A 12,595-nucleotide genomic window follows, 5' to 3' on the forward strand; every position below is an offset into this window, starting at 1 on the left:
ATAATCAAAATCTATTAGTTATTTTTTTATTTGAAATGAAAAATTATCAATTAATCTTGTTTTATCAAAGTGTACTGCGATAGCAACAAGAATATCATCTGTAATAGAATTTACAGTTTTTAATGATTTTAAGTCCACCACTTGAATATAATCTACTTTTGCCAATGGTTCAGATGAAATTTTTTCATTAATAATTGAGATTATTTTATTTGCATCTCTTTCACCATTTTCTAGAGAAGTTTTCGCTAATGCTAAGCTCTGACTTAAAACAACTGCTGCTTTTCTTTGTTCATTTGAAAGATAAGTATTTCTAGAACTCTTTGCAAGTCCGTCAGCTTCTCTAACTATAGGGCATCCTATAATTTCAACAGGTAAATTTAAATCTAGAACCATCTTCTTAATTATTGCAAGTTGCTGTGCGTCTTTCTCGCCAAAATAAGCTCTATCAGGAGTTATTATATTGAAAAGTTTAAGAACTACTGTGCATACACCGCGAAAATGTCCAGGTCTAGAAGCGCCACATAATTCTTGTGAAAGTTCTTTAATATCAACGTAAGCACAAGGATTATCACCATACATTTCTTTTGCAGATGGAGTGAAGATCACATCACCACCATTAGCAGTACATAATTCAGTATCTCTTTCTAAATCTCTAGGATAATTATCTAAATCTTCATTAGGACCAAATTGTGTAGGATTAACAAAGATACTCACAATTACTTTGTCATTATCTTTTTTTGCTCTTTGAATAAGGCTAGTATGACCTTCATGGAGATATCCCATTGTAGGTACAAACCCTATTGAATACCCTTCAGATTTCCACTGAGAAATCTTATTTTTTATATCTTTAATTGATGAGAAAGATTCTATGTTGTTCATGAGTATGCTCCTCTTAATATAATTTTTTTAGTGTTTCTTCTTTTAATGAAAATGAATGCTCTTCCCCAGGGAATATGCCTTCTTTAACTTCTTTTATATACGAAGAAACTCCTTCATGTATAGCGTGACCAACATCACTGAAAGTTTTAACGAATTTTGGTTTGAAATTGGAGTACATATTTAACATATCCTGATAAACTAATATTTGTCCATCACAGTGAACTCCTGCTCCTATACCGATAGTAGGTATAGATACTGACTCTGAAATTATTTTTGCAAGTTGAGATGGTATACATTCAAGAACAATAGCAAAAGCTCCCGCTTCTTCAAGTTTCTTTGCATCTTCTATTAACTTTTTAGCATTATCTTCACTTTTACCTTGAACCTTGAATCCGCCGAATACATTTACAGATTGAGGGGTTAAACCAATATGCCCCATAACAGGAATCTGTGCATTTACAATTGCTCTAATATGCTCGTAATATAGAGCACCACCTTCAAGCTTAACTGCTTGAGCGCCTCCTTCTTTAACAAGACGTCCAGCATTTACAACTGCATCATATACACTAGTTTGATAAGACATGAATGGCATATCTCCAACTACAAAAGTATGATTACATGCTCTTGAAACAGCTTTAGTATGATGTATCATATCTTCCATAGTTACCTTTAGAGTATCTTCATAACCAAGACAAACCATTCCTAGTGAATCACCAACAAGAATTGCGTCGATCTTTTCATCGTTAAAAAGCTTAGCAGTTGAATAATCATAAGCGGTTAACATAGTTATTTTTTCACCGTTATTTTTGCATTTTAAGAAATTACTTACTGTAAAAGCCATAAATTCATCCTCCTAATTATTTAAATGGTTTCTAAAAATCTCTGTGCAAGAGAATAGTCTTTCTCTGGATTTTTATTTTTTGAGATTTTTAAAAGATTTAATGAAAGTTTTTTATATAACTCTTTATAATCACCGTTCATACTTTCAATATGTTTATTAAGAGTATTTACATCACCGCGAACTACAGGGCCAGTTATTGCATTCTCAAAGGATTGAGATAATATATTCTCAATATTGCTGTTTATAAGAGGCGCCATGGCTTTAAGTGCAGTTTCAGAATCTACACCACAATTGCTCAGTGTCTCAACACCAATGTTTATTAGAGATAGAACCAAATTAGAAACCATTACGTTAGCTAAATGATACTCTCCTTTTCTCTCTTTGGGTATGCTTAAAACACTATTACCTAAGGATTCAAGAAGTCCTTTTAAATAGTCAAAGTATTTAGGGTGTCCCTCCATAGAAAAATATGCGGTTTTAAAGTTTTTATATGAGTTATATTTATCCTTAAACGGATACATAGGATGGATGGAATATTGATATGCTCCTGAATTGTTTATATCATAGAAAATCTCTGAGGATAGTGAGCCACTGCAATGGCAAATAATTTTACCCTCTATGTTTAAATCTTTAAGTTTTTTCCAAACTTCTATTATACTATCATCATTTGTTGTAATAAAAATAATTTCACTATTTTTCACAAGGTCATCTAAGGATGAAAAATATGAGCATCCAATAAAATCACTTGCAGCAATAGCAGAGTCGGGATTATTGCTAAAAAACCCCTCAATGTTCAGGCCGTTAAGTTTGAAATATTTACCTAAAGTAAATCCGACTTTACCAGCTCCAACAAAAGATATTTTCAATTTTATCACCTCATTTGTCTCATTCCTGAAAGGATATAAGCAAATAATTAATTATTAAATTATATTTAAACAATTCGGTGCAGCTCGTTTTGATACCACCCAAAGTAATTTTATCACAAATCTATTTATAGTGAAACAAGAATATGAAGATTTAATATTAGCTGGATTATTAGGTGGTCATCATGAAAATTTTAATTTTATCATAAATTTATAATACTAAAATCTAAAATATTACTTGTTTTGATTAAGGAAGGGCGATAAATGACGATAAGAGTATTGATAAGTAAATTAATTACATATGAGGAGAAGGGTTATGAAAAAAATAGCTAATAAGATTGCGCTAGCAATCGGTTTATGTGTTTTTGTTTCAGTATTTATCATAGGAATTATGTCTTATGAAAAGAGTAAAAGTTTATTAAGGGTAGAAGCAGGGGGATATCTTAAGCAGCTTGTTGGAAATTATAAAGCTGATTTAGAGAGTGAATTAGATGAGGTGAAATTATTAACAAATAATCTTGAAAATTTAATTGTTAGTAATATGGATTTAGAGAGAGCCAAAAATGACCCTGAATATATGGAACAATTTAAAGATGATATACTGAAGGAGTTCATAGGAACAATAGAGGTCTTTGGTAAAAGAAGTGGATGGGTTGTATTTGATTCTAAAGTACTTAAAGGTGGACATACAATCGAGATTTTTGAACAAGAGGAGAAACTTGTTAGGAATGCGGAATATGATGTGTATGAGGCAAATGAGGATAAATCAGATTGGTGGAAAGAACCAATGGAAAAAGGGGAATATTGGAGTGAACCATACTTTTGGAAGAGTTGGAATGCAGACATTATCACTTATAGTAAAAAACTTGTATTAGACGGTGAAGTTATAGGAGTAATAGGATCAGAAGTGTTCTTTCAAGATCTTAAAGATAGTGTAAGCAAGGTTAGGATATATGACAATGGTTATATGACATTAATGGATAAAGAATTTAATTTTTTATATCATCCAAACAAAGAGTTTGATAATATGAAAACTATTCAAAATGGAGATTTTGAATTTTTAACTAAAAATATTATGAGTAACTCTGAAGCGTACGGAGTTGAAAACTATGAATATATGGGAAATGAAAAGATTTTAGCATATGAAAAAATGGAGAATGGTTGGATATTAGCTGCAGCACCAGTTGTTGGAGAAATGTATAAAGGTGCTAATGCTTTTAGAACATTTATGATTATTGCTGCTACTGTATTGAGTCTTATTGCAATAATTATAGCTATAATTTTAGGAAAAGCTATTTCTAAAATGCTTATGAAATTTATGGAGAAATTTAAAGAAGGTGCAGCTGGAAATCTTGATGTACAAATAGATATAAAATCTAAAGATGAGATAGGTCAATTAGCAATAGAGTTTAACTCGTTTATGGTTAAACTAAAGGGAATAATTTTGAATGTTAAAGAGGTTGTTGTTGATGTGGAAGAGAAAAATAAAGAACTTTCAATGGCAATGGATAACTTTGCAAAAGGAAATGATAGTGAGTATTTTAATCAAATAAATGATAAGGTTCAAGATGGATTGAAGCAGTTAAAAGATTCAATCAAGGAAGTGCTTTCAGAGACTCAAAATCAGGTTGCAGGTACAGAAGAGACTTTGGCAGCAATTGAAGAGATAAGTGCTTCATCTGATGAAATAGGTAAGAATTCAGAAAAAACACTTATGTCATCACAGAACGCTGTTACTTTAGCAGGAGAAGCGTTTAATAATGCTGAAGAAATGGTAGGGGGTATGAATAAGATAAATGAAAGTGTAATGAATTCTAAGAAGCAGATTGATAAATTAACTTCCCTTGCAGAAAATGTTGGAGATATTCTAAGTACAATTCAAAGTATATCAGAACAAACAAATTTAATTGCTCTTAACGCTGCAATAGAAGCAGCAAGGGCTGGAGAAGCAGGAAGAGGTTTTTCCGTTGTATCAGATGAGATAAGAAAACTTGCAGAACAGACAAATCTTGAAACAGAGAAGATTGGAAATATAATAAATAATATACAAGTTGAAGTGAAAACAGTTGAAAAAGCAAATAATAAAGTATCAGAGGATGTAGATAAGGGGATTGAATACAGTAATGTTGTTAAAGAAAATATCACTAAAGTAATTAAAATTACCGAAGAGAATAATTCTGAAATAATTAATATATCTCAATCTACCAAAGAACAGAGCATGGCTGCTCAAGATGTTACTCAAGCGGTTTCAAGTATTGCTAATAATGCTGGAGCAATTGAGAGGATTGGAAATCAAACATTAGATACTGCTAATAATATAACTGGAAAGATGAATGATAGATTGAATGATATTGAAGAGTTAAATGAAAAATTAAAATTACTTAAGAGAGAAATGGATTATTTTAAAACAAGAAATTAAGTTTGAAATTTCTCCCTTTAAACTGATATAATATGTATATCACATATGAAGGAGGAAGGGTATGGAATTTCTCGCAATGGCAGCTAAACTTGTTGGTATATCATTAGTATTTCTTTTAGTTTACTACGGTTTAAGCACTTACATACTTAAAAAAATTAAAATAAGTAAGTGGATAGTATTAGGGTTATTTGTACTTTCATTGATACTACCTGTGGTGTTAATTAAGTCCTTTGGAATTGATAATCAGTATGTAACATATGCATTTCAAGGGTTAATGATTATTTTATTATTATGGTTCATGGATTTAGCCGGTATCACTAAAAAAAGAAATGATAAGTTAAGTCAAAAGCTTGAAGAAAAAGAGAAGTTGAAAAAAAGAGGCGTTAAAAGAATTGAACATAAAATAGATAAGAAAACAGCAATAAAGCCAAAGGCTAAACCAAATCCAAGAAGAGCGAAGAAGTAATAAAACTGTAATTGAAAATTGAAAATGGAAAACGAAAAACGTAGGATGTTTTGCTTACGCAAAAACTACATATTATCGGTTTTTTGACATGAAAGGTTTACTCATTTTATCTAGAGATAAAATATTGTATCTAAGTACGATATTTTATTTTTTAATGAAATGAGTGAACCTTTATTGTTTTATAGCAAAAAATAATGTAGGTTCTGACCTTAGTCAGAACCATCTATAGTTTTCAACTTTCAGTTTTCAATTTGTTTTTTAGAATTTCTTTTCTCCATTAACATAGGTTTCAAGAACAGTAACATCTTTTATATCGTCAGCAGGTATTTCAAGAATATCATCAGATATTACAATGAAATCTGCAAATTTTCCTTTTGATATAGTTCCTTTTTTATTCTCTTCAAAATTACTATATGCTGGTTCTAAGGTATAACATTTTAGCGCTTCTTCTACTGTAATACATTCATGGGTATTCCAACCTTCAGAAGGGTTTCCTTTTAAATCTTTTCTTGTAACAGCAGCATAAATGCCTTCAAATGGATTAAAGCTTTCAATAGGAGCATCTGAGCTGAATATAGTATGGATTGAATCAGACAGCATTGACCTCCAAGCATAACTAGTTGCTGATCTTTCTTTTCCAACAGCTTTCTCCACAATTGGATAGTCAGTCATAACAAATGATGGTTGAACATTAGCTAAAATATTATTATTCTTAAATCGCTTTAATAGATTCTCGTTAGTGAATTGGCAATGGATTATACTGAAACGAAGATCTCTTTCAGAAGTTTCATAGATATCCTCATAAACATCTAAAAGTTGTCTCATTGCTCTATCACCTATTGCATGTGCACATATCTGGAATCCATTATCATGTCCTTTATTAATAAGTTCTTTTAAAGACTCCTCACTATGTATTGATACACCGTTAGTTTTAGTGTCATTATATTCATCTTCCATAGCAGCAGTTCTTCCACCAAGAGAACCATCTTGGAATAATTTCATAGGGCCTATTTTAAAGAAATCATCTCCATAACCAGTTTTTAAGTTCATTTCCTTACAAGTTTCAAAACTTTTATTATCAGGAAGGTACATTTGCTGAACAATCCTAATAGGGAGCAGTCCTTCTTTGTTTAACTCTTCATATGCTTCTATAGTATTCTCTATTGAACCACTTTGCCAAATATCTTCAGTGCTCATAGAAGTTATTCCAACTGAAAGAGCATCAATAAATGCAGAGTTAAGAAGTGTTTTAATTTTATCTTTACTCATAGGTTGAAGATATTCAAGTGCTGCGTTAAGTGCATTTTCTCTTAGAATACCTGTAGGTTCTCCATCTTTTCTATCTATGATTCCACCTTCAGGGTCAGGAGTGTTTCTATCAATATTAAGTAGTTTTAATGCTAATGAGTTAGTAACACCTATGTGACCGCATGCTCTTGAAAAATAAATAGGATGCTTTTCTGAGATTTTATCTAAATCATAACGACTAGGAAGAGTGGGTTTATCCCAAAAATTTTCATTCCATCCTCTTGATACAATCCATTCACCATCAGGTATTTTTCTTTCTTTAATAAACTCTTTTACAGTAATGATTAGATTATCAATAGAAGTAACCTTTGTTAAATCTACAGAGTTTTTTGTTACAGCATAGCTAAGAAAATGTAGATGAGCATCATTGAATCCAGGTAAAACTGTCTTTCCACCTAAATCAATTATCTCTTCAGAATCTTCTTTCAATTCAAGGATTGACTCATCATCACTAATATCATAAAAACAACCATCTTTAACCTTAAAAGCTGAAGCAATTTTAATTTTATCATCTAAAGTAACTACTTTTCCGTTAATAAAAATAGACATAATAAATTCCCCTTTCATCTTTGAAACACTTAATAGTGCACGAGTATATTATATCAATATAGTAGATAGAGATAAATAGAAAAGTAATGGAGGGGAGTATTAGTAGTAGAGTTTAAAGTATATCTCTCTTTTTTAAAATACCGTTGAAAACCATTTCTTAGGATATTGGACAAGTACTTAATTAACATAAATATATAAAAAACAATTGAGGATGATTAAAAAATATTAAATAGGTGATAATTAAAATATATACGAAAGTGTGTTTGGGTATAATTAAATGTTATAAGGAGGTAATTATGAGCCTATTAATGAACATTGAGAAAAAGAAAGAAATAGAAAATAATCATCATGATATATTAAATCAAAGTGAAAGTAATGATATACTTGAGCAGCTCATTAATGAAGTTGAAAGTTCGAATATGCCTGAATTTATAAAAGAAGGATTTCTTAAGATAGCTCATGATGCTATTAATAGAGAGAAGGAAGAGCAAGAGTTAAAGGATATTAAGCAAAAGAAATTTGATGATGAGAATAAGAAGAGAATGAAACGGTTAAATCTTTTTAATATGATTATTAAAAAGATAGATGGAGATAGCAAAAAGCTTGATAATAAGTTTAATCAGATTATATTAGAAGGAATCAGGGAAACTAGATTTATTAATGGTAGTGTATGCCCTCATTGTAGTTGTAATGATATATGGAAGTATGGAATTGAAGGTGGAAAACAGAGATATAAATGCAAGAATAAGGCGTGTGGACGTACTTTCAGAGATACAACTTTATCACCTATGTACAACAGTAAGAAGAGCATGAAAAAATGGATTGAATATATAATATGCATGTTGTAAATTATATAATCAAATTAGCCAAAAATTATAATCTCAAACTACACAAATTTGTACATTTTTTAGTATAATATTTCAAAAAAAGTTAGGAGAAATATTATGAGAAAAGATGTGTCAAATCAAATAAATTTAATAAGAGAGGAGATAGATTTATTGAATAAAAGCGAATTAGCTAGACGATTTAATTGCGATAGAAGAACAATCGATAAGTACTTAACAGAATCAAATAGTTCTACAAGAAAACCTAGAGTTATTAATGGGAAACTTGATGATTATAAAGAAATAGTTAAAGATAAAGCTGATAACTATGGATCTACTTCAATGGCTATATTCAAATTTATACAGAAAAAAGGCTATACAGGAGGATACCAAACAGTAAATAGTTTTGTGAAAAAACATAGAAAATCACAGGTGAAAAAAGCAACAATAAGGTTTGATACAAGTCCAGGACTTCAAGCTCAAGTAGATTGGAAAGAAAGTATAAAAATGATTAATAAGGAAGGTGAAGTATTTGAAGTAAATATATTTTTGATGGTTCTAGGATATTCAAGACTAAAATATTTGAAATTAACAATGGATAGAACTCAAAAAACTCTGTTTGAATGTTTATTTGAAGCTTTTAGATATTATCAAGGGATACCTAAAGAAATACTTTTCGATAATATGTCCACGGTAGTGGATAGGAATACTACTTCTTTTAAAAATGTATCCATAAATAAAAATTTCAAATACTTCTCTATGGATGCTGGGTTTGATGTAATCACATGTAGACCATATAGGCCTCAAACTAAAGGTAAAGTAGAAACTCTAGCGAAGCTAGTGGACAGGCTAACGCCTTTTAATGAAGAATTCAATACATTTGAAGATTTAGAGAAGATAGTAGAATCATTTAATCATGATATTAATAGTGAAATTTCACAAGCAACGAACGAGGTACCATTTATAAGATTTGAAAAAGAAAAAGAGTATTTAAACCCGTTACCTACAATGGATATCCTTCTATCATATTTCCACCACGAAAAAGAATATAAGGTATCTAATGAATCCATGATTAGATATAAAGGTAAAAAATACTCCGTTCCAACCTGTTATATAGGTTGTTATTTAACCGTTTCAGAAATAGAATCTGAACTTTATATTTATTATACTAAAGATTTAGTTGCTTGTCATAAGATATCCGATAAAACTTTTCACTATAAAAAAGATCATGCAAAAGAAATACTACTTTCAAATGCTCTGAGCCATTATGCAGAAGATGATGTAGAACTTTTTATTGAAGAAAACTTAAAGAATATGGATATTTTTTTAGAGGAGTGATTAAATGAGTAATTATAACAAACTACTTAATAACCTTGAAACACTGAAATTAGAGAAATTTAGAAGTTTTCTGCCAAACTTCTTAGATGAAATAACTAATAAGGATCTTACATTTATTGATGCTTTATTAGCATTGACAGAGAAAGAATTAGAATTTAGAAATGAGAGAGCTTCAAGGATTCAGATAGCTGTATCTGCATTTCCTTTTGAAAAAACTTTGTCAGATTTTGATTTCGATTTTCAACCTTCAATAAACAAAACTCAAATATTAGATTTAGAGAGTTTAAGGTTCATTGAAAATAAAGAAAACATACTATTCTTTGGTTCTTCAGGGGTTGGAAAAACTCACTTAGCTGTAGCACTTGGTGTTGCTGCAGCTAAGAAAAGACATTTAACTTATTTTATATCATGTCATGATTTAATTATGCAGCTCAACAAAGCTCATGCGGAGAATAGATTAGAAACAAAATTAAAACACTATGCAAAGTACAAGTTATTAATTATTGATGAAATAGGTTATCTACCAATTGATAAACAAGGTGCTAACCTATTGTTTCAATTAATAAATAAGAGATACGAGAAAAATTCAACTATTATAACTACCAATCAACCTTTTAGTAAATGGGGTGAAGTTTTTTCAGATATTACACTTGCTAACGCAATATTGGATAGACTGATTCATCATTCAAGTATTGTTAAAATCACTGGACCATCCTATAGATTAAAAGGAAAGATAGAGGTAATGGAAAGTAAGAAAATCAAAAATCAATAATTATAATAATTGTACATTTTGAGATTATAATTTTTGTGCATTTTGGGATTGACATTTACACATGTTAATGGGGCTTACACTTGTTGAGTCTAGCAAGGTTGTGGATATAAATATAGCAACAGCATTTTATTGGAGACATAAAATATTAGATGGTTTAAGATGTAAAATGGGGGTTGGGAATATAGGTGGTAATGTACAAATAGGACATATGTTAGTGATGGAGAGTACAAAAGGAAAAAAACGCTGGGTATATGAGAAGGGAAGAAGATGTGGAACAAAAAATAAGTTCAGCTTGTTATTTAGAGAGCCAACATATCATGCTATATTTAAGGGACATAGGGTTAATTATATTTTATTGGGACTAGATAATAGAGGTAATATGATAGCTGAACTTACAGATATGAGACAAATAAACACTAAAAGACTTGGTGCTTTGTTCAATGGCAGAATAGATAGCAATTCTGTGGTATCAACCCAGGGAAACAGGCATTATCATACATATATTAAAAATAGCGGTTTAAAGCTTGGTAGATATAATACTAGTAATGATTCTAAGGATTATAATATAAGATCTCTTATGAGGATGAAGAGGGAAATCTGTTCATGGATAACAAGGTTTAAAGGGGTTTCAAGCAAATATATGAATAACTATCTTTACTGGTACAGGTATATGAAGAAAAATGGTCGTTATGATATGGAGAAGGGAGTTTGTGAAGAAGTTAATAACAATAGTGTGAGAACTTTGTTTATTAAAAGTCATAGCGAATATAGTAATGTGAAAATAAAGGAGTTCAAAGAGAGAAAAGCTATTTATTTTAGTGTAGCTGTTTAGTTGAATTATGAAGTTCAGACATATGCGTGAGTAATATACTTTATAAAGGGCTACGCCAAAGCATAAGTATAGATAGAGTGACTAGAATTAAAATTAGGCATAATTTTTATAATATGTGAGAAGTGGTGTTTGGACAAGTCGCCCTTCGGGCTTAAGACAGGAGACGTAATGAGAAAGATTAATAATTTTTGATAAATAATGAGAAAATTAATATAATAAATTGCCTAATAAATTAATATGGATTCTGAAAATAGTATTTTCAACGGTATCTTAAAAAATAGAGATATAAGATAGTTTACTAAATGATACATATATATAGATTTCTCTTTATGTGTATGTATCATATTGTGGTTGAGTAAATATCAACTAGCCATTGTTAGTAAGTCTTATAAGGATAATGTATAATTGTATTATGAACAGTCGACAGTTCACTAATAAGAAAGGTGTGAACATATGAATATAAAGATTTGTAAAAATATCGCAAAATTGCGAAAAGAAAATAAAATGACACAGGCACAAGTTGCAGAATATTTAGGTGTATCACCACAGGCTGTTTCTAAATGGGAACAAGAAGCAGCAATACCGGATGTTTACCTGATCCCTAAAATTGCTTTTTTATTCAATGTATCAATAGATACTTTATTTGGTACTTCTAATTTAGATACTACAGATTTGTTGGTTAGCAAATATTCTACTGTAAGAAATGAAAAGAACTATAAAGACGCTAAAGAAGCAGTAGAAACACTTTTAGATATGGATGATGAAGATATGAAAGCTTTGGGATTATTGTGTAAACTTGAATATCAACGAGCTTTAGAATTTTTATTAAAAAGTAAGGCGGCTTGTGAAAAGTTACTAAAAGTATCAGATGGGAAAGAGGAAAATTGGACCAAACGTGTAAACATACAGTTGATGCGTCTTGATGCTATGCTAGGTAACTATAGTTTTATTGAAGATTATATGAAGAAATTTGAAACAACAAAATCAGTAGATGACTTTAATTATCTATTAGTTGCTCTTGGAGAAAGGCATCAATATGAAGAGATACTCAGATGGGGGAATGATTATATCGAAACATTCAGTATAGAAGAACAAGGTATGATTTATCCTAATTTAATGGAAGCTGCTTTGGTACTTGAAGATATAAAGTATGCAAAGGTATGTTTTAATAAAATTGTAGAAAATAATCAAGATAAGCATCAGATTTTTAACGCATGGTGGTTATTATGGAAACTTTATAAGGCGTTAGGAGATGTAAAAGAAGCAGAAACTTGTAGATTAGAGCTTCTTAGACAGCTACCATTACAAGGGCTCAATGCCTTTTCTCTTGAAAATATAAAGAATCATCTAAATGGTATTGGAGAAAAACCTGCAACTATTCTTTAGCCTGAAACACAATTTTGTTGTATTGGTATTATAGTAAAAGAACTTATTGGAAATTCTATTCCGATAAGTTCTTTTTTTTTTATTTATTATATATATGATAATTTTTCAATTTCACTAA

11 protein-coding genes are annotated in these 12,595 nt (G+C 30.2%); 7 read left to right on the forward strand and 4 right to left on the reverse strand.

Annotated features, from left to right (window positions below; all coding sequences use genetic code 11):
• Nucleotides 1–18 precede the first annotated feature (18 nt).
• The 3 genes from panC to OW730_RS08125 are packed head-to-tail and all read right to left on the reverse strand — an operon-like array spanning nt 19 to nt 2,595.
• Nucleotides 19–870, reverse strand: a complete 852-nt coding sequence (gene panC, locus OW730_RS08115) for a pantoate--beta-alanine ligase (RefSeq protein ID WP_271229537.1) — start codon at nt 868–870, stop codon at nt 19–21.
• Nucleotides 871–892: 22 nt separating this feature from the next.
• Nucleotides 893–1,720 (reverse strand): 3-methyl-2-oxobutanoate hydroxymethyltransferase, encoded by an 828-nt coding sequence (gene panB / locus OW730_RS08120; protein ID WP_271228545.1) that lies wholly within the window; start codon nt 1,718–1,720, stop codon nt 893–895.
• Nucleotides 1,721–1,740: 20 nt separating this feature from the next.
• On the reverse strand, nt 1,741–2,595 hold the full coding sequence (locus OW730_RS08125) for a Rossmann-like and DUF2520 domain-containing protein (RefSeq protein ID WP_333781266.1): 855 nt from the start codon (nt 2,593–2,595) through the stop codon (nt 1,741–1,743).
• A gap of 304 nt (nt 2,596–2,899) precedes the next feature.
• On the opposite strand from OW730_RS08125, the gene OW730_RS08130 reads away from it, so the two are divergent.
• Both OW730_RS08130 and OW730_RS08135 read left to right on the forward strand, forming a co-directional pair.
• Nucleotides 2,900–5,002 carry a methyl-accepting chemotaxis protein gene (locus tag OW730_RS08130; protein WP_271228547.1) on the forward strand — a complete coding sequence of 701 codons (2,103 nt, stop codon included), beginning with the start codon at nt 2,900–2,902 and terminating at the stop codon, nt 5,000–5,002.
• A gap of 61 nt (nt 5,003–5,063) precedes the next feature.
• Nucleotides 5,064–5,468, forward strand: a complete 405-nt coding sequence (locus OW730_RS08135; protein WP_271228548.1) for a hypothetical protein — start codon at nt 5,064–5,066, stop codon at nt 5,466–5,468.
• 258 nt (nt 5,469–5,726) lie between these two features.
• Here OW730_RS08135 and OW730_RS08140 read toward each other — a convergent pair whose 3' ends face one another.
• Nucleotides 5,727–7,325: an amidohydrolase gene (locus OW730_RS08140; RefSeq protein WP_271228549.1), complete on the reverse strand. Its 1,599-nt coding sequence runs from the start codon at nt 7,323–7,325 to the stop codon at nt 5,727–5,729.
• Between the two features lie 296 nt (nt 7,326–7,621).
• Here OW730_RS08140 and OW730_RS08145 point away from each other — a divergent pair, with 296 nt between their 5' ends.
• The 5 genes from OW730_RS08145 (at nt 7,622) to OW730_RS08165 (ending at nt 12,477) form a co-directional block, all read left to right on the forward strand.
• Entirely contained in the window at nt 7,622–8,173 is a 552-nt protein-coding gene (locus OW730_RS08145) for an IS1/IS1595 family N-terminal zinc-binding domain-containing protein (protein ID WP_271228550.1), read from the forward strand.
• 96 nt (nt 8,174–8,269) lie between these two features.
• Entirely contained in the window at nt 8,270–9,487 is a 1,218-nt protein-coding gene (gene istA, locus OW730_RS08150; RefSeq protein ID WP_271224840.1) for an IS21 family transposase, read from the forward strand.
• A gap of 4 nt (nt 9,488–9,491) precedes the next feature.
• Complete coding sequence (istB, locus tag OW730_RS08155) at nt 9,492–10,259, forward strand: IS21-like element helper ATPase IstB (RefSeq protein ID WP_271224841.1); 768 nt, start codon at nt 9,492–9,494, stop codon at nt 10,257–10,259.
• Nucleotides 10,260–10,320: 61 nt separating this feature from the next.
• Nucleotides 10,321–11,091 carry a hypothetical protein gene (locus OW730_RS08160; RefSeq protein WP_271228551.1) on the forward strand — a complete coding sequence of 257 codons (771 nt, stop codon included), beginning with the start codon at nt 10,321–10,323 and terminating at the stop codon, nt 11,089–11,091.
• Nucleotides 11,092–11,544: 453 nt separating this feature from the next.
• Nucleotides 11,545–12,477 (forward strand): helix-turn-helix transcriptional regulator, encoded by a 933-nt coding sequence (locus OW730_RS08165; protein WP_271228552.1) that lies wholly within the window; start codon nt 11,545–11,547, stop codon nt 12,475–12,477.
• Nucleotides 12,478–12,595 lie beyond the last annotated feature (118 nt).

This window comes from Oceanirhabdus sp. W0125-5 (assembly GCF_027938815.1).
Classification (GTDB): Bacteria; Bacillota; Clostridia; order Clostridiales; family Clostridiaceae; genus Oceanirhabdus.

What these genes read in the sequence shown, in the direction of transcription:
- panB (WP_271228545.1), bottom strand. Translation starts at nt 1,720, where the DNA reads ATGGCTTTTACAGTAAGTAATTTCTTAAAATGCAAAAATAACGGTGAA.
- OW730_RS08165 (WP_271228552.1), top strand. Translation starts at nt 11,545, where the DNA reads ATGAATATAAAGATTTGTAAAAATATCGCAAAATTGCGAAAAGAAAAT.
- OW730_RS08135 (WP_271228548.1), top strand. Translation starts at nt 5,064, where the DNA reads ATGGAATTTCTCGCAATGGCAGCTAAACTTGTTGGTATATCATTAGTA.
- OW730_RS08160 (WP_271228551.1), top strand. Translation starts at nt 10,321, where the DNA reads ATGTTAATGGGGCTTACACTTGTTGAGTCTAGCAAGGTTGTGGATATA.
- istA (WP_271224840.1), top strand. Translation starts at nt 8,270, where the DNA reads ATGAGAAAAGATGTGTCAAATCAAATAAATTTAATAAGAGAGGAGATA.
- istB (WP_271224841.1), top strand. Translation starts at nt 9,492, where the DNA reads ATGAGTAATTATAACAAACTACTTAATAACCTTGAAACACTGAAATTA.
- OW730_RS08145 (WP_271228550.1), top strand. Translation starts at nt 7,622, where the DNA reads ATGAGCCTATTAATGAACATTGAGAAAAAGAAAGAAATAGAAAATAAT.
- OW730_RS08130 (WP_271228547.1), top strand. Translation starts at nt 2,900, where the DNA reads ATGAAAAAAATAGCTAATAAGATTGCGCTAGCAATCGGTTTATGTGTT.
- OW730_RS08140 (WP_271228549.1), bottom strand. Translation starts at nt 7,325, where the DNA reads ATGTCTATTTTTATTAACGGAAAAGTAGTTACTTTAGATGATAAAATT.